The sequence below is a fragment of the Nitrincola lacisaponensis genome (assembly GCF_000691225.1).
GTDB lineage: Bacteria > Pseudomonadota > Gammaproteobacteria > Pseudomonadales > Balneatricaceae > Nitrincola > Nitrincola lacisaponensis.
This window is the reverse complement of sequence record NZ_JMSZ01000007.1, coordinates 92,949-114,999: the sequence shown is the minus strand read 5'-3', so window position 1 is coordinate 114,999 and position 22,051 is coordinate 92,949. Positions and strand designations below refer to the sequence as shown.

Here is a 22,051-nt window from a genome sequence, read left to right as displayed (position 1 = left end):
CCCAAACAATCGATACAGACAGGCTCTCTAGAAGAGCTCAATGCCTAGTAGAGCTCAATGGCTTTAATTTGCCATACAGATCGATTGTAGTATACCTCTGAATTGAGGTCAGGGTTTTCATCGAAGGGATAGATTACAAACAATGGCCCTTTATCCCGGATACGTAACACATCACCATTGCGTTTCATCGCCAGAATAACGCCCAGGTCACTAAAATCGGAGGCAGGTACGACAGCGCTGTAATCATTCAGTGCGATAACACGCATATTTGCATTCAAATCAGCACCAACAGCTTCCAGTATAGCCGACGCCAGGGGCCCTTCGAATTCACTTACTTCATCATACCAGGGCGTTTGCGTGCTTATTGTTGCCTGAGGCAAGGCTTCCAGCATGGCACGATCAAACACAAACGCCTGCTCGGCATTATGTTGGCTGATTTTACCCGTGATTGTCAGCACTGCAGGGCCTTCGGGTGTCTGTGCAACAACTTTTCCGCCCAGCAGCGAGAACAACACGATAGCGAAGAGCAGCAAGTTTCTGCTGAAGACACCACAGATAGGTTTATGCATCACTCACCTCTTTTCTGAATTTTCTATTTTTTTTGATTATAATCCAATTCAGTAAGACATCAAGGGAAATAGTGACAATGCCAGTTTATCCAACCGCACGTACACGACTGGAAAAGATATGAATACGCAGCACTTCATCTGCAGATTCGGCGTAACTTTGCAGCCGCTTGATTGTGTGTTCACTGACCTGGTGTCCTTCAGGCAAAAGCAGCAGATTGGCCGATGTCACCACATCTCTGGATAGCTTCATACCGGGCACCAGATTATAGGTCGAAACAACACGCTCATCCTGCTCAAGCAGATCCAGATTCAGACTTGGTAATACATCCGGCAATTTTTCAATTAACACCGGATCATAAACCAGTCCAGCCTGTTCTCGTAACTTGGCCAGCGCACCTGCACGACTCAAACGTACATCGGCGGATACACCTCTTACCGCATAGATATAATCACGGGCCACTGCCAGGATTCGGGAGCCCAGTGGCAGGTTTTCACCCTGCAAGCCCTGCTGATTGCCCTTGCCATCATAACGATCAAACTGATGCAGGACTGATAAGGCAATTGATGACAGATGCTGAACCGGTGACATGGCTCGATACGCCAGTATGGCATGTGTCCTGAACTGATCACGTTCCAGTGTATTCATCTCATGCCAGGATTTACGCACCAGATAATCATCCAGACACAAGACTCCAACCTCTCCCAGCAAACCGGCCAGCTTTGTATTCATACGTTCAAAATCCGTTTGCTCAAGACTACCACCCAGTAACCAGCACAACTGACTGACTTCCTGGGTGTACGCACTGCCAGGCGTTCCTTTGAGAGAAAGCAGATTATAAAACACCCGAATAATTGCCCTGACCTGCTCCTTGACCCGCTGATGGCTGCTTTGCAGATCCGACAATGCCTTGCGTATTTGCAATGTTCGTTGCTCAACTTTCTTTTCCAGCACTGAGTTCAGCTCTTTGAGCTCCTGATTTTGAGCCTCTACCAAGTGGTATAACTGTTCATTTTCACGTTTCAGGCGTCTGGATTCCATTTCCTGGGCCAGGCACTCCAGCAATGCATCGCTATCCCAGGGCTTTTGCAGATAACGGTGAATACGCCCCCGGTTGACGGCAGCAATCGTAGACTCAATATCAGAATAGCCTGTCAACAAAATACGCACGGTATCCGGATACAGGCTGGCGACCTGCTCCAGAAATTCAGCACCGCTCATCCCGGGCATACGCATATCAGAAATCACCAAATCAATCGGTTGCTGTGCAAGTACAGCAAGACCTTCCTGACCACTGGTAGCAATCGTGACATCGTAGGTTGCTTTTGGCAGCAGACGCTTGAGGGCACGCAAAATACTCGATTCATCATCAACACACAGCACCTTCCAGCTCAGGGCGCTGACGGGTTCGGTTGTCATTAATAGCATAACCACCTCCGATGAATTTCCGTAATTTCTTTAATTTCTGTTTTTTCTTAATGTAGACTATGCTAAAACTGAACGCAAATAAAAAATGCGCTTACCACCCAGCATTCCTGAGGAGTGACCTATGATGAAAATTACGGTTTGTGATGATTCTCTGATGTCACGCAAAAGTGTCATACGTGCACTACCTGAACACTGGTCTGATGAAGTCACACAATGCAAGCATGGTCTGGAAGCCATGGAAGCATGCCGCTCCGGCCTGGCCGATGTGCTGTTTCTGGACTTGACCATGCCAATCATGGATGGACTTGAAGTACTTGAACGGCTGCAAAAAGAGCAGTTAACCTCAGCCGTCATCGTCATCAGTGCGGACTTCCAGCCGGAAGTTCAATCAAAGGCACTGAGTCTGGGCGCATTGGCCTTTATCAGCAAACCTGTCTCACGGGAAAAATTGACCGACACGCTAATACAGGTGGGCTTGCTATGACGCAGAATTCATTAATAGCCAATGAGCCAAATGAGTTGAATGAGCTCAGACAGGATGCTCTACAGGAAATTTTTAATATTTCCATGGGCCAGGCAGCAGACTCTTTGGCCAGCCTGGTGAATGACCGCGTTCATCTGTCAGTTCCACAGATGCACTGGGTGGAAAAAAGCCGGGTACAGGATTTAAAGGCGGCGATGAAGCGTGTCCCAAAAGGAGCAATCATCTGCCAACCTTTTTTTGGGTATCTGAAGGGTGAAATTCTGGTGTGTTATGAGCAGGGCACCCAGTACGAGGTCATTGGACAAAGCCTTGCCTACTCCAGGGTTGATACCCAGCGCTGGCAACACGAACTGCTGCTTGAAATCACAAATATACTGGGTGGTGCCTGTCTCAGAGGTGTCGCTGAGCAGCTGAACATTCGTATCGATTTTGGTGCACCGGCCCTGATTGATCGACATAACGATGTAACAGCCATACTGCTCAACCCCTCATCTGTCTGGGTCAAGGCCTTAATGATGGAAATAGGCTTTAGTGTCCAGACCATGTCTATGACATCCGATATTCTCATCTGTATGCCGGAACATTACATCGACAAGTTATTTAGCTGTATTGATCTGTTGCTGGAGTAATGCCATGAACACTGTCTACAAACAGATACTCAATCAACTCAATGTGGGTATTTTAGTACTGGATGAACAGTGCACTCTGCTTTATGCCAATAATTTCATCCGCGATAACCACAAACATGAACCACGAACTGGCGTCTCTCTGTTCAGCCAGTTTCCGGAGATTCCTGAAGACTGGTTCAGAAAACGGGTCGAATCCGTAGTAATGTTCCACAACACCTCATTTACCAGCTGGCAATATCGACCACACCTGTTAAATCTGATGGAAACACGTCCAATCACCGGCACACACGAACTGATGTATCAGAGTTGTTCTCTTGCCTATCTGGGCCATTTCGATCAACGCCACCTGATCGGACTGATTGTACAGGATACGACACAAACCGCACTGTCCCAAATGAAACTGGCCAGCACGCTGAAAAAACTCAATGCAGAACATCGACAATTACAAAAACTGAATCAGCAACTTGAAGAAGCGCAGTCACAACTGGTTCAGTCTGAAAAAATGGCCGCAGTGGGCCAGCTCGCAGCCGGGGTTGCGCACGAAATCAATAACCCTGTCTGCTTTATCAAATCAAACCTGGAGTGCTTGCAGGATTACACCCGCAAGCTGATCGAGTTGAGCCAGTCAGTTGAAGGACTGATAAAACATATTGATGACGAGGCACTGAAAACACAATTCAACCAATATAAAGCTTCTCTGGATATCGGTTATATTCAGGATGAACTGCCAGAGATACTTGCTGAAACGCTGGATGGCACCCAGCGTATTCAGGATATCACCACCTCATTGCGGGATTTTTCCCGACTCGACAGTGCCGAATGGCAGCAAGCCGACATTCATCAGGGGCTTGAGTCCACGCTGAAAATTGTCAATCACGAATTAAAATACAGTGTCGATGAAATTGTGCGGGACTATGGCGAGCTGCCCTCCGTGCTCTGTCTTCCGGCTCAACTCAACCAGGTATTTCTGAATCTGCTGGTCAACGCCTCCCAGGCTATCGACAAGCATGGCAGGATTGTTATCCAGACACGCCATGAAACCGGCTCGGAAAGCATCACCATCCGCATTACCGATAATGGCAAGGGTATTCCAGCCGAGATACAGGCAAAAATATTCGACCCTTTCTTCACCACCAAAGACGTCGGTCAGGGCACCGGACTCGGTCTGTCGATTTCCTACGGCATCATCCAGGCACATCAAGGCAACATACAGGTTACCAGTGCACCCGGTGAAGGCACTTCATTTCTGATCAAGTTGCCCGTAACACCAAAGCGAACAGAACACACAGTATGCGTATGACAGGAGCGTCAAGATGTTACCTTTTCACCTGGTTATTTGCGATGATGAAGAAGCTATTGTCCATTCATTGCAGCGGCAGTTTCGCCGCTTGTACCCTGAGTGCCGGATTTCCGGATTCACATCGGCGGAAATACTCCAGCATCAACTGATGAATTTACAACCGGATGCACTGATCGCTGACCTGAAACTGCAGGATGGTGATGGCCGCGAGTTATTACAACAGATGGCCACCCTGCATCCTCACTCGATACGTGTTCTGATGTCCGGTATCTCAGAGCAGGCTCCGTTACTGGACGCACTGCAGTATTGCCATCGCATACTGATCAAACCGTTCAATCAGTCTGATCTGGAGTCCATTTATGACTGCCTGCAACACCTGTCATCACTGCAGCTGGAGCATAGCGAGCGAAGATTGCTGGGACAGCTGACAGGATTGCCCAATCGACCGGAAATCATGCTTTCAATCACCCGTGCGCTGGCCGAAGAAACCCCTGATCTGCAAACTATTGCGGATAAAATACTGGAAGACCCGGCACTGTTGACACGTATTCTGACCTGGGCCAATTCACCCATATTCGGCTTTCAATCCAGCACTGAAGATCTGAAAACAGCCCTGATGCGTCTGGGACTGGATACGCTGAATCACTTGATCATGATGCTATCTGTGCGTCAACAACTCATGGCATACAATCATCCCGTCGCAAATCAGCTGATCGAGGAGGCACAGGCTCTCGCTCACCATTCGAGCCAAATGTGCTCTGAAATGGCTCTGTCACCCAGACAACGGAATCAGGTCATCATCGCTGCCTTACTGCATAATCTGGGTAAACAGATCCGCTTGCTGGAATACCTGCATACCGATCAGACCGCGCCACTTAACCCGGAGTTTTTAAGCCAGCGACATGTTCATCTTGGTGCAGGATTACTGCTACTGTGGGATATGGATCAAGAGATTGCAGAGGCGATTCTGAGACAGTACCAGGACCCACAAGAGACGAAAACCTTTCATCCGGCCTATCTGCTACAGCGGGTCCACCAGAAAATATCTCATCAGGAAGTCTGCTTATGAAGCCCTCGATGTTACCGACTACTGTGCTGATCGTTGAAGATACTGCGACCACCCGCCTGATATTACGCCAGGGCCTCACTCAGGCAGGCTATCAGGTCATTGCCACAGAAAACGGCTATCAGGCCATACTGGCATTTCAGCAGCACTCCGTCGATCTGGTGCTCCTGGATGTCAATATGCCAGTGATGGATGGCTTTGAATGCTGTGAGGCCTTGAGACACAGCGAAAAAGGACGTCATATCCCGATCATTATGCTGACGGGTCGTGATGATCATGAATCCATTAATCGGGCGTTCGAACTGGGCGCATCTGACTTCATTACCAAACCGATTAATCTGAGGCTGTTGTTGCAAAGAGTACGCTACGGACTGAGGGATTCCTGTCGTGAACAGGCCCTGTTGCAATCCCAGGCAGAGCAGCGACGCCTGATTGAACAACTCAGTGAAGCACAGGCGCAACTATTGCAAAGCGAAAAGCTGGCATCAATCGGGCTGCTGGCTGCCGGAGTCGCACATGAGATCAACAACCCTCTGTCCTGTATTAAGGCCAATATGCAAACTTTAAAATACTATATCGATAACCTGTTCACCTTACAGCACAGCATGTCTGAACTGCTTGGGCAGGAACAACTGCAACACCAGGCCAGGCAACTGGAACAGACCCTGGAGTGGGCAGAAATACGTCAGGATAGTCCAGAACTGCTTCAGGACGTTCAGGAAGGCATCGATAGAATCCAGACTATCATCAGTGGCTTGATCAACCTGTCTGATACGGGAAACAGCATCACAAAAAACAGCACTCAGCTGGAAGAGGTCATTCAGGAAGTTCTGACTCCGTTTGATGATATGCCCCTGTTTCAGGGAACAATACAGACACACCTGTGCAACCCTGCACTGGAGGTGAATATAGACAAAGCGGATTTACTGCAAATCCTGCATAGCTTATTGGCCAACGCCATGGATGCTGCGGGCCCTTGCGCAAACCTGGATATTATCACCTACCGTGAAGGCCAGACCGGCTGCGTTGAAATACAGGATAATGGCCCGGGAATTCCCGACAAGCATCTGCAGCGGATTTTTGATCCCTTCTTTACGACAAAGCCCCCCGGGAAAGGAACTGGCCTGGGTTTGTCACTGGTCTATCAGATTCTCAAACGGGCTGAAGGAAAGATAGAGGCCTGCAACCGTCAGGAAGGTGGTGCCTGCTTCAAGGTCAAGCTACCGCTGGTATCACTGAACTGATTCCGATTGAATACTATCCGTCATGACACAATTACGTCCGGCATGTTTGGCTCGGTACAAGGCACTGTCCGCTCGATGCATGACTGCATCAGCACTCTGATCCGATCTCTGCACCTGACTGACACCCATACTGAGCGTGACAGTCAGCTTTTGCTCGCCAATCCTGATCAATTGAGCCGATACCGCTACACGAATACGCTCAGCAAGCTCAAGCGCCCCATCTGTCTCTGTATCCGCTAACAAAATGGCAAACTCCTCGCCACCCAGCCGGGCCAATACATCCGCCTGGCGCAGTAGAGACTGAATCCGGACAGACACCTCACACAACACCTGATCACCGCAGGCATGTCCATATTGATCATTCACCTGTTTGAAATGGTCAATATCCAGCATCACGACGGCCACAGGTCGGTGATTACGTTGACAGGCCGATAGCAGAGCGGATAAGCGCTTGAAGAAATAGCGGCGATTATATAACCCGGTCAGGCTATCGGTCACCGATAACCGACGCAGTTCATTTTCAGCATGCTTGCGTGCCGAGATATCTGTCACTGTACCGGTCATGATCCAGGGTTCGTCATTGTGCCACTGTGTCACTTTGCCTCGCCCTTCTAGCCATAGCCAGCCGCCATCGGCACAGCGAGACCGATACTCAATCCGGTAAGGCTGATGATTCAGAAGATGCTCCTGAATAACCTCCTGCACATAGCGAAGATCATCCGGATGTATCTGTGCATACCAGTCATCGACACACAGTGCCCGGGTCTCGGCGTAGCCAAGCATGGAGAAGCAACGTTGATCCCAGTGCAATTGCCCTGTATGTAAATCCGCTTCCCATAGACCATCATTGATCGCCCCCAGCGCATTTTCATATCGCTGCTCACTGGCCTCCAGTGCCTGGGCCGTGGCAAGTTGTTGCGCTACGGCCTGGTCGATACGCCATTGCAGGCGTCGCCGGGTCAGCTGCAGCAGTCTCAGTAACAATCCCAATGCCACAAGGTATACCAGTAGCAACAATACCCGGTTACGCAGCTGATCAAGCTGAATCCCTGCGACCAGAGCACTTTTGTCCTGCCAAATCCACACCGAACCAACCGGTTGTCCCTGCTCCCGTAATCCGGCGTAGTCGGATAAGGGAAAGCGCATCACATGCAGCGTCTGAGTCGCCGACTTCACGAGTGCTGACTGAAGGGTTTGATCCGTGTAAGCGGGAAAAATTTCTTGAGATAACCACTCAACAATTTCAGGACGCGAACTGGCTTCAATATAACAGCTGCATGTATCAGGTAACTGAAGGCCATTGCGATGCTGATGTTGCTGCCAAACCTGCTGTTCGACATGATCACGTCGCAGTAACACAGCAAAACCGGCATCGTACTGTTGATCCAGACGCAGTAACTGCTGATCAAACGACGTGCCTGCCTCCAGTACACCGATAAATTCACGGGGTTTTCCAGGTGGATTAAACCAAACAGGCACCACCCCTCGAATCCCGGAATAAATCCGTCCGGTTTCAAAGCCACTTCGATACTGCTGATCATTCAGCACATCTTCGATGATGGGACGGATGCCTGACATCTGGTCACCAAAACTACCCGGATCATGGACCCGTAAAAAGGATGTTACACCCGGGCTGACATGAAACTGCAACTGGCGCAGGCCATATTCTGACTGCATCAACTGCCAGCGTGAGTCCAAATAAAGATGCAAGGCATGACGCCAGAAGGCGGTCTCATCCAGTCCAGCGCCACCGCCTTCCTGCCTGAGAACCTTCACACCCTGAGAAAAAAGTGTCTGGATACGGGTATTCTCTGCCAACAAGGATGCCAGTGTTAGCATTTGCAGTTCCAGGTCCTTGCGTGACATTTCAAAACCATTACGCAGTCCCTCAGCCTCCAGTGCCAGCTGTTTCATCAGTTGCTGCTGACTACGGTTTTCAATAACTCCTGCCAGACCGACAAAGAGCAAAGCCATGACTACAGCGGCCAACAGAAAAAAGCGGCCATAACGGGCTGCGCTGACCAGCGAGTTGACCTGATATGAAATCTGCTGAATAAAACCCGGTAATGAAGACAGTTTGAAACTCGACAGTATATTATTAGAAGTGAATTTATTTATTATGACAAATTACTTCAACCGAGGCACTATCTGCGCAAGCGCCATACTTATACTTTGGTCTAGACCGAGTATTTAATTTCACTTGTGCCAGCTTTATGACAGCTTCGCTCCCTATAGTGTGAAATCGCTGCTGTAACCCCTCTGTCGTGGTCGGCAAGCACCCAAACAATAACTAAAAGGTATTCATACTATGGCAATATCCTTTCGCAAAACTCTGAAACTGGCCGCCTGCGCCCTGACACTTCCCCTCTTGATCAGTGCCACATCGGCCACGGCAAGCAACTATCCGAATCGGCCAATTGAAGCTGTAGTTGGTTTTGGTACCGGAGGCAGCGCCGACCGCATGACCCGGATTATGAGTAATCACATGTCGCAAGAACTGGGGGTTCCTGTCCGCGTCACCAACCGCCCCGGCGCCGGAACACAAATCGCGGCAAACTACATTCTGAACGCACCGGATGAAGGTTACCACCTGTTCTCATCCACCTTTGCACCCTATCTGACCAACACCATTCTGGCAGGCAATGCCACCTACAGTGTGGAAGATTTTTCCTATATCAACTTTCAGTGGTTTGATCAGGATCTGATTGCTGTGAATAAAAACAGCGGCTACAGCAGTCTGGCCGAAGTACTGGAGGTCATCAAAAACGAACCCGGCAAAGTACGGGCATCTGTCGTACAGGGTTCTGCAGGCCACCTGATGGCGCGTATTCTGCTGGATGCTTACGACATTCCGCAGAACCATCTGAATCTGGTGACCTATAACAGTGGTGGTGAGGCACGCACAGCTGTCGCTGGTGGCCAGGTCGACCTGGTACTGATCAGTGCTCAGGGCAGCGAAAGTATTCGGGAGTTCCTGACGCCACTCGCCATTGTCAGTGATGAGCGGATTGAGCAGTGGGATGTGCCAACTGTCAATGAAGCACTGCAACCCTTGAACATCGAAGTACCGGTACTGCAAGGCTCCATGCGTGGTTTTGCTGTCAGTGCCGAGTTCGAGCGCCGTCATCCAGAGCGTTTCAACAAACTGGCCCAGGCAATGCAAAATGCACTGGCCAAAAAAGAGCTTCAGGATGAGCTGCGCAGTCACGAAATTGGTGGTGTCTGGATCGGCCCTGAAAAAGCCAATCAGTTGATGCGGGAAAATTTTGAAACCTTCCGCCGCTACGCCCACATGCTGAACTGATCACCCTGTTCGTTTACCAACGCTGCCCGATTATCGGGCAGCAGGATCTGACTCATGAACAAACTCAAAAAAGACTACGGCCACCTGTGCATGCTGCTGGGATTGGCTGGTTTTACGATCTGGTATCTGAATGATGCTATTCGTGTCGCCTTTACTACCCCGAACCTGCTGCTGATTTTACCTGTCTCACTGGCCGTACTGCTTCTGTGTATTGCAGAGCTGGTCATCAGTGCCTATCGGGGCAAATTGTTTGAAGCGGTTGAGGATGAACCCGTCAAGGATATCCTGCCCATTATCCTGCTGTTTGCTGTCTATGTACTCACCCTGCCCTGGCTCGGGTTTGATCTGGGTACCATTCTGTTCGTGGCGATTTTCCTGCGCATGAAAAACGAACGTAACTGGTTCTGGGTTCTGGGATACAGCATCGGATTCGGCATTGCCATCGCGTTGTTCTTTGCGTTGATGCTGCCTTATCCCATGCCGATGACCTTCTTGCCCATCGACTGACACTTCAACAAGGTAATGTTCTCATGATCGATTTTGCAGCCAGTGCTTCTGCACTTTCCATGCTGTTCAGCAGCCTTACCCCCTGGATGATAGTGGTCCCCGGCATCATCATCGGCCTGGTTTTTGGCGCCACACCCGGATTACAAATTTCCATGGCCATGGCGATTTTCCTGCCTATGACCCTGTATATGGATTTCATGCAGGCGATGCTGTTTCTCACTGCCATCTTCACCGGCGGCTCCTTCGGCAGCGGTATCCCCGCCATCCTGATGAACATCCCGGGTACCTCATCAGCGATAGCCACCGCCTTTGATGGTTACCCCATGGCCAAGCAGGGCAAGCATAACCAGGCGCTCGGGATTGCGCTGGCTTCTTCCGTATTCGGGGTGCTGGTCGGCTATCTGATTCTGTTCATGATGATTCAGCCCATCAGTCTGATGGTCCTGAAGCTGGGCCCATCCGAGATGTTCATGGTCATTCTTTGGGGCATGACTCTGATCGCCAGCTTGCGTGGTGACCATGTACTCAAGGGGTTGATCGCCGGTTTTGTCGGCCTGCTGATCGGCACCATCGGTTTTAATGAAATCGGCCTGGCTCGCGGCACGATGGGCAGCTTCTATCTGTTTGATGGTATCCCGGTCATTCCGGCCATGATGGGCATGTTTGCCGCCTCGGAACTCTTCCGTCTGGCAAACAAGCAGTACATCGTTGACAGCAAGGCATCCCGTAAAGTAGATCTGCGCAAAATCGCCACAGGCTTCAAAATGGCATTCCAGTCTCCCCTGGTGATGCTGCGTGGTTGTCTGATGGGTGTCTTTGTCGGCGCGGTTCCCGGCGTGGGCTCATCGGTCTCCAACCTGTTATCCTATGTCGAAACCAAGCGTCGCGATCCGGACCCTGATTCCTACGGTAAAGGCAACCCCAAGGGAATCGTCGCCTCCGAATCAGCCAACAGCACCTCAGAAGCCGGCTCCATGGCAACCCTGCTGGCACTGGGTATTCCCGGTGGCGGTGCGACAGCTGTCATGCTGGCAGCCTTTGCGATGCACAACATTACCGGCGGCCCCCAGTTTATCCGTGAACAAACAGATATCGTTTACGCAATTATTTTTGCCAACTTTGCTCAGGTATTTTTCCTGATGATACTCGGCCTGTTGTTTATCCCACTGCTAGCCAATATCATCAAGGTACCCATGCGTTACCTGATTCCGACCGTACTGGTGCTGGCAGTCATGGGTTCTTTTGGTCTGACCGGAAATTTTGTAGGGCCTTTCACCGTACTGGCTTTTGCCATCATCGGCTGGCTGATGCGACGTTACGGCTATTCGGTACCGGCTGCCGTCATCGGCATACTGCTGGGTGCCATGGCTGAGAAAACACTGCTGCACAGCTACCAGATCAGTGGCGGCGATCTCAGCTATGTACTGGAACGCCCTGTTACGCTGGCTATTATGGCGCTTCTGCTGCTGTCACTGTTTGGCAGTAAACTGCTGTCGCTGATTCGGCGTCCGGCAAAGTCCACCGTAAATGGATAAAATGCGTTGAAAACACTCTACACATTGCTCTTGGGTACACTGGGCGGCTGGGCCGCCTGGTGGCTGGGCTTGCCCTTGCCCTGGATGCTGGGCCCCCTGTTGCTGGTGACCTGTCTGGCTCTGAAAGGAATACCGGTGCAGGTCAATCGTCAGGCCAATCGCTTTTTTCTTGGCGTACTGGGCTTCTGGTTAGGAACAGGCTTTGAAGCTGGCTTATTGAGCGAACTGCTGACCTGGTATCCCAGCGTCCTGCTGATGCTGCTTTCAGTGCTCTGTACCCTGCTGCTCAACACCTGGGTCTTCAAACGTCTGGCGGGGCTGGATACCGTTACCTCGGTGTTTTCTTCATTGCCAGGCACCATGAATGCCGTCGTCATTCAGGGAGACCGTTTGGGTGGTGATGCGCGCTGGATTGCCATAGCGCAGACGCTGCGCATCGCACTGGTCGTTATCAGTACCTCGATGATTTTCTATTTCATGCCAGGGCAAGCCTTGGCAAGTCCGACCATTGAGACAGGCGGCTGGACTGACCTCTTCTGGATACTGCTGGTGCCGGTTGGCTGGTGGACAGCCAAACAGCTGCGCCTGCCCATGGCTGAGTTTCTCGGTCCGCTTCTGGTCAGTGCGCTACTGTCCGTCACCCTGGTACAGATAGAGTTGCCTGGCTGGGTCATGATCGTGACCTTTGTGGTACTGGGATCATCAATCGGCAGCCGTTTTTTTGGTACTGCACTGTCAGCTTTGTTGAAAGTCAGCGGTTATGCTGTCCTGGCCACGACACTGGGTATGCTGATGGCTGCTCTCTTTGCTGCGTTGACCTGGAAACTGACAGGCATCCCTCTCTCCCATGCGTTTCTATCGCTGGTCCCGGGAGGTGTGGGTGAAATGGCATTGATCGCCACCGCCGCCGGTATCGATCCGCTCTACATCGCCTATATTCACCTGATTCGCCTGTTTGTGTTGATTATGTCTGCACCGCTATTGAGCCAACTGCTGGTCCGTCACCAGCGGAAACAAGACAGAGACCAACAGTCCACCCGTTGAGGACCGTCGCAGTTGCAGCTGTGCCCCATGCGACTGGGCTACCTGACTGACAATCGCCAGCCCCAGGCCACTGCCCTTTTCATCACGGTTTACCCGATAGAAGCGTTCAGTCACATGCTGCATCGCCTCATCCGGTATGCCAACGCCTGCATCTTCTACACTCAGGCAGGCCAATCCCGACTGCTCTGTCAAACGCACGCGAATAAGCCCCTGATAATCCGCATCTGCACCACCCGCGTGTACACTGGCGTTATCAATCAAGTTGGTCAACAGCCACTGCACCATAATCGGATCACAACGTACCGGGAAAGGACGTTCATCGGCAATCAATTCCAGTTCCTGACCACGCTGCAAGACCCGGTTCAACAAACGGGCACAGGCTTCATGACAGACCGGTTGCAAATCCTGTACTGCCAGCGAGGCATGATCCACCAGATCACTTTTAGTCTTGGCATACTTCAGTAACTGCTGGGTTGTATGGGAGGCATAATCCGTGGTTTTTCGGATTGCACGTAACTGCTGTTTCAACTGCGGATCATCACACTGCTTTTCCGACATTTCAGCCAACACCCGGATTTCCGATATCGGGGTCCTTAGCTGGTGCGAAACATCGGCATTAAATTGTTGAATATGTTGCATATTCTGGCGTATTTTCACCATCAGATGATTGATACTGTCCACCAGCGCACTGACCTCAGCAGGGACTTTTTCTTCAACCGGAGACAAGTCATGTGCCGAACGCTTGCGCAACGCCGACTCTATACGCTTTAGCGGAGACAATCCCTGGTGAATCGCAAACAGCGCGATCAACAAGGCACTGATTCCAAGGCCAACATTGATCACTAGCAGATTGGACAAAAACTCCTGCAGCAAATGTTCACGCCCCTCGCGAGACTCAGCCACAATCACTTCAACAGGTGCCGTTGCGCCACGCACAGGAATGAATAAACGCAGGGCACGTAAATCCGTACCCGCAAACACTGTATTGTAAAAACCTTCACCCTCGAGCAGATCACCAGGCCCTTGCAGCCCTTCAAAACCGGTCAACAAGCGCCCCTGGGCATCTCTCACTCGATAAAACAATTTGCCTTGCCCACCCGTTCCCAGCGAATTGACCGAAAAATAGAGCATATTAATCCGCACTTCACCTTCTGCCACAAACAGCCGCTCTTCAAAACGCTCTGCTCCCATGCGCAGCATGCTGTCAAAACTGTCATCTATACGTTGTGTCAGAACATACTGACTGACATACAAGGACAGCGGAATCATTAAGGTCAGCGGGATAATAAACCAGAGAATCAAATGACTCCGAACAGATTGAATCATCAGCTTAATCCAGGTTATCCATCAAATAGCCCAGCCCACGAACGGTCCGAATGGCTGCAGCATTACCCAGTTTTTTACGTATCCGGGAAACATAGGTTTCAATCGCGCCAGCACTGATATCCTGCTCAAACGATGCAATACTGTCCGCCACCTGATCCTTGCTCAACAATCGTCCCCGGTTCAATAGAAAATACTCCAGCACCGCCAGCTCACGACGATGCAACACCACCTCTTCACCTTTCAGCGTGAGGGTTCGCGAAGCAAGACAGAGCTCCAGATCACCATTTTTCAGACGGTTATCGGAGAAGGAACGACTACGCCGAATCACGGCACGTACCCGCGCTACCACCTCCTCCAGCGAGAAGGGTTTGCACAGGTAGTCATCTGCACCCTCTTCCAGACCACTAATACGCTGATCCAGTCGGTCACGTGCAGTGATAATGATCACCGGAATCGGATTGTTGCGGCGACGCAGATAGCGCAGAATTTCAATGCCATCCATGCCAGGCAAACCCAGATCAAGCATCAACAGGTCATACTGGCCTGTCTGCAACCAGGCGATTGCCTGGCTACCGTCCATTAACAGATCAACAGAGTATCCCGCTTCTTCAATCACGCTACGCAATCCCTGAGCCAGAATCGCGTTATCTTCCAGAATGAGTATTTTCATACCGCCACAACCAGTTTCGGGAAAACACCGATCATAGCATTAAACCCTGCCATGGCAGTATTCACGACCTGGATCCGGCCATCAGCTGTGTTTGAATTTCTGACAACCGTCAGACAGGACTCTCGTCTAGACAAGAGTGACAGAAATATTGCAGATACCAGTCACCGAGTGACTGGTATCCGATAAACGCTTAGGGCATCAGTTCCAGCTCACGACGCTGGTCTTCAACTGTTGGTCGCAACTGCCCCAAACCCTGGCGCTCGCGTCGCTGCGACAGCATATACAGCAATGGAGATGCAATAAAAATGGAGGAAGCGGTACCCACCACAACACCAAACAGCATCGGCAAGGCGAAACTGGAAACCGCACTGCCGCCATACACGGCCATCGGCAACAGCGCCAGCAGTGTTGTCACTGAAGTAAATACCGTACGTGTCAGTGTCGAACCGATACTCTCATTCAATAGCTGGTGCATTGGCTTGTGTGGCGTAAGACGTAAATTCTCACGAATACGGTCAAACACCACCACCTTGTCGTTCATCGAGTAACCAATCAATGCCAGCAAGGCCGCGACAGCCGTCAAATTAAACTCGATACCGGTGAGTACAAAAAAGCCCAGGGTTTTCGTCAGATCCAGTGCAATGGTTAAGGTAGCCGCCAGCGCAAAGTGTGATTCAAAGCACCACCAGAGATATCCCAGCATACCGCCCCCCGCAATCAGTATTGCCAGAATCGTCATATCACTGAAATCCCCACTGACTCTTGGACCCACCAGCTCTGTTCGGGGAAATTCGGCATCAGGCTGCACACTGAGTACGGCCTGTTTTAACTGCTCAACCTGATCATTGGCGACGGCTTGCTGCTGTGCTTCCAGAGGTAGACGGACTAAATACTGCCCCGAATCACCCGACGACTGAATGCTCAGCTGTGTGAGTCCCTGCTCAGACAACTGCGCACGCAACGCATCAGGCGCCATATCATGGGTATGTACTTCGACCAGGGTGCCTCCGGTAAAGTCTACACCGTAATGCATGCCCGGCTGGAAGAACAAGGCAACCGACAACAAGGAGAGTGTCAGCGACAAAGCCAGCCCCCAATGCCGAACACGCATCAGATTCGGTACGCGTTGACTGAGACGATCCAGCCAGGGCAGCCCAGCAATCGTCAGAGGCTGCCGGGTCTTGTGACGAATGCGCCACTCCATCAGTACACGTGTCAGGGTGATTGAGGTAAAGAGCGAGGTCAGCAGTCCAATACCGATGGTCACCGCAAACCCTTTAACCGGACCGCTGCCAAAAAAGAACAGCAAGCTGACAGCAATCAAGGTTGTCAGGTTAGAGTCCAGTATTGTACTCCAGGCGCGTGAAAAACCTTCTTTCAGCGCCATCGCCGCAGAATAGCCTTTACGTGCTTCTTCCCGAATCCGCTCATTGATGAGGATATTGGCATCCACCGCCATGCCCAGTGTCAGAATAATCCCGGCAATTCCCGGTAACGTCAGTGTCGCACGCAACAGACTCAGCACCCCAAGCATCAGCCCCAGATTTACCAACAGTGCCACGCAGGCAATGGCACCCCAGCTGCCGTAAATTGCCAGCATGAACGCCAGCACCAATACCGCGCCAATCACGCCGGTTGTCACCCCCATCGCAATGGCATCACTACCCAGATCAGGCCCAACGGTCCGCTCTTCGATCACCTGTAATGGAACGGGTAACGCCCCTGCCCTTAACAACAGTGCCAAATCACCCGCTTCGCGTGGCGTAAATGAGCCACTGATTTCACCCGAACCACCACTGATCACTCCTCGAATCACTGGTGCTGTAATCACCTGACCATCCAGCACGATGGCCAGAGCACGCCCAATATTTTCGCGTGTCATCTCGGCAAAGCGACGTGCACCTTCAGTATCCAGGGAAAAATTCACCACCGCAGCACCCGTCTGAGGGTGGAACGCCAGACGGGCATCACGAATATGCTGACCTTCCAGTGCTATATCGCTCTCAACTCGATAACGCTGCTCACCGCTTGCATCAGCATAGATCTGTGTCTGAGTAGGTTCGCTCGCCACCTCAGCCACCCAATGAAAGGTCATCTTCGCCGTCGTACCCAGTAGCGTGCGAATTTCAGAGGGATCTGCCACGCCCGGCATCTGTACCAGAATATAGTCACGTCCCTGACGGGTAATACTGGGTTCAACCAGACCTGTTTCATCCAGTCGCCGACGAACCACTTCCAGGCTGCGTTCCACCGCTTCAGACAGCAAATGACTTTGCCAGTCCTCGGTGATCTTTAAATTGAGTTGCAACCCCTGCTGAGACATGTCAAAACGACGTACACTGCTGGCCGCGTCTCTGGATAAAGGTTGCAACGCCTGTCTGGCCTGCTGCAGTGCAGACTCCTGATTAAAGATCAGCGACAGCGTGTCCGCCGCCCCCTGCCAACGAAAGGCAATATTCGCCAGCTGCAGCGCATCTCCCACCTCACCCGCAACGCCTTGTTGTGCCTGTAACAGCAGTGCCTGCTGATCAGCCTGCAACAACAGATGAGAACCACCCTGCAGATCCAGACCCAACGACAGCGTATTTTCGGTATACCAGTCTGGCAACTTGGCAGACATGGATGAAGGCAACAAATTTGGTACTGCACTGAGCAGCATACACAGAATCAGCAGGCTGCAAGCAGCAGCACGCTGGTATAAAGATTTCATATAAGACTCCACAATAAACACCCTAAGTGATGACAGCCGGTTCAAGGCCGTCAATAGCGGTAACACTTAAGGCTGTGGAGGTGCTCTCAGAGGCGGCAGATAATCATTACGTGTGATAACACGCTGATGCGAAACAGGCAGGGGCAGACAGCTGCGTTGTGCAACCAGCCAAAGCAGCAACAGTCCCGCCAGCAGCGCGAGCTCCTGTCCCGGTTCTGCAGCCCCCGTAACAGAGTCATCATCAGAAGACTCAAGGCTGGACGAACGGGTTGAGTGAGATTGCAATACGACTGCCCAGGACTGGGCTTCAGCGGTAAATCCGGTATTGGAATCGCCATATGCAGCGGGAGACACCGGGAACGCCGTAAAAACCAACCACAACAACGCCAACAGCAACATCCGGATAACACCGGATTGCATAGCAACAGACGCGGACACTGTGGATGGCTTTGGCATGAATAATACCTGTGACTAGAACACTGATTATCGGCTGCGCTTTATCAGGAGTCAATCAGCAATCAATGACCCAGGCACAATTGATTGAAACGATCATTATGAACACCGAGTGATAAACTCTGACAAACCTCATGATAAAGGGTCTTACATGATGATTTCTTCACAGGCTGGCGGCAATAGCCATTCCTCATAAATAATTTACGCGCTTCTTCTTGATTAACACCCATAAGTGAGGATAGCGCATCTTGTTGAACACTACTGGTTTGGTCAGGATAAGCCACTCGTGCCGCTAAATGGCATGCCAAAAGCCCTATACGATGCGCATTAAACACTCCCGGCATCTCAAAATATAGCTCGATATCCATTCGGTTAAAGCGTCTCAGATTTGCCCTTGTACTAAAAAATCTTACATAATCAAGTACTTCACCCTGATTTTCAACCCGGATAATATGTGGGTCTGCTTGCTGAATCAGAGAATCTATTTCGACGTCTTTATGAACATCATGCAATTTCAGTTCACTCCAGTTAGTCACAGGAGACGTATTGAATACCCATGCTGCAGCTACGTTATCATGCAGATAGGCCGCTTGCTGTGCCTGGCCACCTCCCAATGAATGCCCGGCTGTGTATATCTCTACACGAGTAGCATCCTTACTGTGATCACTGATCACGGCCAAGGTATCCTTCAGTGTTTCAATAGCAATCTGGTACTGTTTCGGAGGTATCCCCAGTGCAGCAGAAAAATTGTTGCTCCAGTCGCTCAAGATATGAGAACGTGTATTAGTCGTACCTCTAAATACGATCATATACTGATAAACCCCTTCACTTTCATTTATCCGAAAAAAAGTCGTATAGAGTAAACTGCCATCGGATGCACAAGCCTTGGGATTAGCCAGATAGCGCCAACCAAAAAAGACCGGAAGATCCGAAGACCGTGCAACCAGCGCTTCGCACACAGAGGATTCCGAGCCATGCAAGTGCATGGAATCAACTGAATATATCCAATCGGATAAAAGTGCGGGCAGTGTCAAGATCTGCGCTAACTGATCAACATCATTAGCGTCATATAGTGCCTGAACTGAAGGAGTACGATGTGATACCTGCCGCCCTTCTCGAGTTAACAAGACAGGTGGAGGAACAAGAATAACCAAATCCTGATCACAGTTGTGACTATTTTGCTGCCGACAATCCCTGAAAGTTTGATTGAGCTCCTTTTGCTCATGATAACCCGCCAAAGAAACCTTGAGTGCACCGCAACCCTGCAGCAATAGCAAGCCAAGTAACAACCATGGCATCATTAATAGAGAAAGTTTCATTATAATATCCAGCGGCATCCTTGTTGCTCATTGGATATACCTTAGTGCATGGGCGAAAAAAGGCCAATTATTAACCTGACCAGAAACTTTTCAAACACATCAGATTACGCACACATCTCTTGGCAATACAGCATTACGGCGGGGATCAAATACACGATACTGATTTTTACCGGAGGTTTTGGCTTCGTACATCACCTGATCTGCCTGGCGGAGCAACTGCTCTGGCCCGACAGTCTCCGGTTGAGGGAAGAAGGTTGCCCCGATACTGGCAGATACATGAAAGCACTCACCTTTGAAGCAATGCATTTGTATGGCTGCCTGAAGCAGCCGTTTGAGCGCGGCTTCACAGGCTGTCTCATCTGCCAGATCAGTCAATACCGCAACAAACTCATCACCACCCAGACGCGCCAGAGTATCACCGTCACGTAAGGTTGATTGCATCTGCTCGGAAAGAAAACACAACAGACTGTCCCCTGCATCATGCCCATAGGCATCATTGATCGCTTTGAACCCGTCCAGATCAATAAACACCACAGCAACCAGGCGTTGACGACGCAGAGTGTTATACATCGCCTGCTGCAGCCGATCATGCAATAGTGAGCGATTCGGGAGGCCTGTTAACGGATCAAAGTGTGCCAGCTTCTGTAGCCGAATCTCCTGCTTTTTCTGCAAGCTGATATCACTGAACAGTGACACATAGTGCATTACACAGCCGTCGGCATCCTGTACGGCGGTAATGGTCAGATGCTCGACATACACTTCTCCGTCCTTGCGTCGATTCCACACCTCACCACACCAGCAACCATCTGTTTGAATAGAATGCCACATGGATGCATAAAAAGCAGAATCCTGATGACCCGATTTTAACAGGCGCGGATTCTGGCCTATAACCTCATCACGTGAATAGCCGGTAATCTGGCAAAAAGCTTCATTAACATCCAGTATTTCACCATTCGGACAACAGATCATGATCCCTTCATGGGCATGAGTGAAAACTGTTGCCAGCTGACCAAGTTTGATATTTTGCTGATACAACAGCGCCTGCTGCTGTTTACGCTCAGTCACATCTTCCATGATTCCGACAAAATGGCTGATAACAGCATCTTCATCCAGTACAGCAGAGATACGGGTTGCTACCGTAATATGCTCTCCGGAAGCCGTACGGTTGACCAGCTCACCTTCCCAGTCTTCACCCTGAGTCAGAGTTTGGCGCAACTGCTGAAGGATAGCCGCATCTGTCTGACCACTGCCTAACAGTTTGGGATTGCGCCCCATCAAGTCGCTGGCTGGATAGCCAAACAGACGTTCAACAGCGGGGTTAACATAGACTACCTGCTGTTCATTGTCCGTCAGTATGACCGCTGCACTGGACTGGTCTACCGCTTTGAATAGCAGTGCCATCTCCTGCTGGATGGATACGCGATGAATCACCTCACGCAAGAGCACCAGCATACTGAGAAGCATCAGGACAATCAGGGCGGCAAGCACTACCAACATCGACTGATGACTCAACAACCAGCCTCGGACAAGCTCTCGCTGGGACTGAGTGATCGAAACGACCAACGGATAACGAGTAGATGCGCTCCAGGCATGTATAGCTTCTTTGTCAGAAACTAACTGCATCAACTGACCCGACTCAAGAAATACCGAGACCGGGGGCAAATCAGACACATCTGAGAGCAAGGATGCGAAAATTTCACCATCAAAACCCAGCAAGCTGATTGCCTGCTGCAGTTCGGCAGCGGGGCCTTCCGTCTTGAAAAAACCGGTAAAATATTCCGGATTCATCGCCACCAGAACCCAGTAAGGATCGCCCGTTTCCGAGCGGTGTCCTGAGCGCAGCCCTGTCACCAATACCGAATGACGTGCAGAACCTTCATCCCGGTCAATCAGGGGCAAAAAACGTTGATCTACACGACTGATAATCTGCAGACCCTGACCAACAACGCCATTAGATGAGCTGAGATTCAAACCCAATCGATCTGAATCCAGATGCAACCCCTCGCTCCTTGCTGCGCTGTCAACCAGCACCTGTGATCCCTGTGTCACGATCACCTGGCGTATGTGAGGCGAGAAGTGAATCATCTCATCGACGCGCTGACGCAATGATGCCAGTGACCGCTCGGCAGTTTCACTTTCAAGTGATTGCTGTGATAGCAATAAATCCAATGACACCATAGCCGACTCCACTGATTCCAGTGTTCGGGTAATGCTGCGCTCGAGTAGCTGGCTTTGAAACAGAATACGCTGCTGAGTCTGCTCCATTGCATGCTTGAAGCTATTCCACAGACTGAGTGACACCGCTGTCAGCAGTGCAAAAAACAAGGTTACAAATAACAAAATCAGACGCCGGTGCTTGCAAAGCACAATCGGCTTGAGAAAGGATAAAAGACGGCCAGGCTTTTTTAGACGCGATACATTCAAACGCTTACTTCTCATACAACACTGAAACCGCTAAGCTGTGC

Annotated in this window: 18 protein-coding genes; 9 read left to right on the top strand and 9 right to left on the bottom strand. The window is 50.7% G+C overall.

The genetic code is table 11. The features are described 5' to 3' along the window. Window positions 1–44: 44 nt before the first annotated feature. Both ADINL_RS01500 and nosR read right to left on the bottom strand, forming a co-directional pair. Window positions 45–569 carry a putative pterin-binding protein gene (locus ADINL_RS01500; protein WP_036543030.1) on the bottom strand — a complete coding sequence of 175 codons (525 nt, stop codon included), beginning with the start codon at window positions 567–569 and terminating at the stop codon, window positions 45–47. Between the two features lie 85 nt (window positions 570–654). Then, window positions 655–1,995 (bottom strand): response regulator c-di-GMP phosphodiesterase, NosR family, encoded by a 1,341-nt coding sequence (gene nosR, locus ADINL_RS01495; protein ID WP_084154339.1) that lies wholly within the window; start codon window positions 1,993–1,995, stop codon window positions 655–657. Window positions 1,996–2,116: 121 nt separating this feature from the next. Between nosR and ADINL_RS01490 the strand changes: the two genes are divergently transcribed. The 5 genes from ADINL_RS01490 to ADINL_RS01470 are packed head-to-tail and all read left to right on the top strand — an operon-like array spanning window position 2,117 to window position 6,718. Further along, complete coding sequence (locus ADINL_RS01490; protein ID WP_036543024.1) at window positions 2,117–2,479, top strand: response regulator; 363 nt, start codon at window positions 2,117–2,119, stop codon at window positions 2,477–2,479. Next, window positions 2,476–3,108 (top strand): chemotaxis protein CheC, encoded by a 633-nt coding sequence (locus ADINL_RS01485; RefSeq protein ID WP_036543021.1) that lies wholly within the window; start codon window positions 2,476–2,478, stop codon window positions 3,106–3,108. The genes ADINL_RS01490 and ADINL_RS01485 overlap by 4 nt, the downstream gene beginning before the upstream one ends. A 4-nt stretch (window positions 3,109–3,112) precedes the next feature. Continuing rightward, window positions 3,113–4,408, top strand: coding sequence for a sensor histidine kinase (locus ADINL_RS01480; protein WP_036543018.1), 1,296 nt, complete (start codon window positions 3,113–3,115; stop codon window positions 4,406–4,408). Window positions 4,409–4,421: 13 nt separating this feature from the next. Continuing rightward, window positions 4,422–5,477: an HDOD domain-containing protein gene (locus ADINL_RS01475; RefSeq protein WP_036543015.1), complete on the top strand. Its 1,056-nt coding sequence runs from the start codon at window positions 4,422–4,424 to the stop codon at window positions 5,475–5,477. Continuing rightward, complete coding sequence (locus tag ADINL_RS01470; RefSeq protein WP_036543012.1) at window positions 5,474–6,718, top strand: sensor histidine kinase; 1,245 nt, start codon at window positions 5,474–5,476, stop codon at window positions 6,716–6,718. The genes ADINL_RS01475 and ADINL_RS01470 overlap by 4 nt, the downstream gene beginning before the upstream one ends. Here the strand turns inward: ADINL_RS01470 and ADINL_RS15805 are convergent. Then, window positions 6,707–8,692 (bottom strand): diguanylate cyclase, encoded by a 1,986-nt coding sequence (locus ADINL_RS15805; RefSeq protein ID WP_051632462.1) that lies wholly within the window; start codon window positions 8,690–8,692, stop codon window positions 6,707–6,709. The two genes, ADINL_RS01470 and ADINL_RS15805, sit on opposite strands and share 12 nt — an antisense overlap. A gap of 334 nt (window positions 8,693–9,026) precedes the next feature. Between ADINL_RS15805 and ADINL_RS01460 the strand changes: the two genes are divergently transcribed. The 4 genes from ADINL_RS01460 to ADINL_RS01445 are packed head-to-tail and all read left to right on the top strand — an operon-like array spanning window position 9,027 to window position 13,108. Then, a complete protein-coding gene (locus ADINL_RS01460; protein WP_036543009.1) occupies window positions 9,027–10,022 on the top strand; it encodes a Bug family tripartite tricarboxylate transporter substrate binding protein in 996 nt (331 codons plus the stop codon). A 54-nt stretch (window positions 10,023–10,076) separates the two neighbouring features. After that, a complete protein-coding gene (locus ADINL_RS01455; protein WP_036543006.1) occupies window positions 10,077–10,529 on the top strand; it encodes a tripartite tricarboxylate transporter TctB family protein in 453 nt (150 codons plus the stop codon). A 23-nt stretch (window positions 10,530–10,552) separates the two neighbouring features. After that, window positions 10,553–12,064, top strand: a complete 1,512-nt coding sequence (locus ADINL_RS01450) for a tripartite tricarboxylate transporter permease (protein ID WP_036543004.1) — start codon at window positions 10,553–10,555, stop codon at window positions 12,062–12,064. Window positions 12,065–12,070: 6 nt separating this feature from the next. Next, the gene (locus ADINL_RS01445; protein ID WP_051632461.1) at window positions 12,071–13,108 is read left to right on the top strand and encodes an AbrB family transcriptional regulator; all 1,038 of its coding nucleotides are present in this window, start codon (window positions 12,071–12,073) and stop codon (window positions 13,106–13,108) included. Here ADINL_RS01445 and ADINL_RS01440 read toward each other — a convergent pair. The 6 genes from ADINL_RS01440 to ADINL_RS15800 all read right to left on the bottom strand — a co-directional run bounded on the left by ADINL_RS01440 (window position 13,043) and on the right by ADINL_RS15800 (window position 22,025). Further along, window positions 13,043–14,434 (bottom strand): sensor histidine kinase, encoded by a 1,392-nt coding sequence (locus tag ADINL_RS01440; protein WP_036543002.1) that lies wholly within the window; start codon window positions 14,432–14,434, stop codon window positions 13,043–13,045. The two genes, ADINL_RS01445 and ADINL_RS01440, sit on opposite strands and share 66 nt — an antisense overlap. A 4-nt stretch (window positions 14,435–14,438) precedes the next feature. Beyond that, window positions 14,439–15,104 carry a response regulator gene (locus ADINL_RS01435; RefSeq protein WP_036543000.1) on the bottom strand — a complete coding sequence of 222 codons (666 nt, stop codon included), beginning with the start codon at window positions 15,102–15,104 and terminating at the stop codon, window positions 14,439–14,441. A gap of 190 nt (window positions 15,105–15,294) precedes the next feature. After that, window positions 15,295–17,814 carry a protein translocase subunit SecD gene (gene secD / locus ADINL_RS01430; RefSeq protein WP_036542997.1) on the bottom strand — a complete coding sequence of 840 codons (2,520 nt, stop codon included), beginning with the start codon at window positions 17,812–17,814 and terminating at the stop codon, window positions 15,295–15,297. Window positions 17,815–17,880: 66 nt separating this feature from the next. Next, window positions 17,881–18,270 (bottom strand): hypothetical protein, encoded by a 390-nt coding sequence (locus tag ADINL_RS01425; RefSeq protein ID WP_152547591.1) that lies wholly within the window; start codon window positions 18,268–18,270, stop codon window positions 17,881–17,883. Window positions 18,271–18,332: 62 nt separating this feature from the next. Next, window positions 18,333–19,586 carry a Tle-like phospholipase domain-containing protein gene (locus tag ADINL_RS01420; protein ID WP_161667719.1) on the bottom strand — a complete coding sequence of 418 codons (1,254 nt, stop codon included), beginning with the start codon at window positions 19,584–19,586 and terminating at the stop codon, window positions 18,333–18,335. Between the two features lie 99 nt (window positions 19,587–19,685). Continuing rightward, window positions 19,686–22,025: a diguanylate cyclase domain-containing protein gene (locus ADINL_RS15800; protein WP_084154338.1), complete on the bottom strand. Its 2,340-nt coding sequence runs from the start codon at window positions 22,023–22,025 to the stop codon at window positions 19,686–19,688. Window positions 22,026–22,051: the final 26 nt, after the last annotated feature.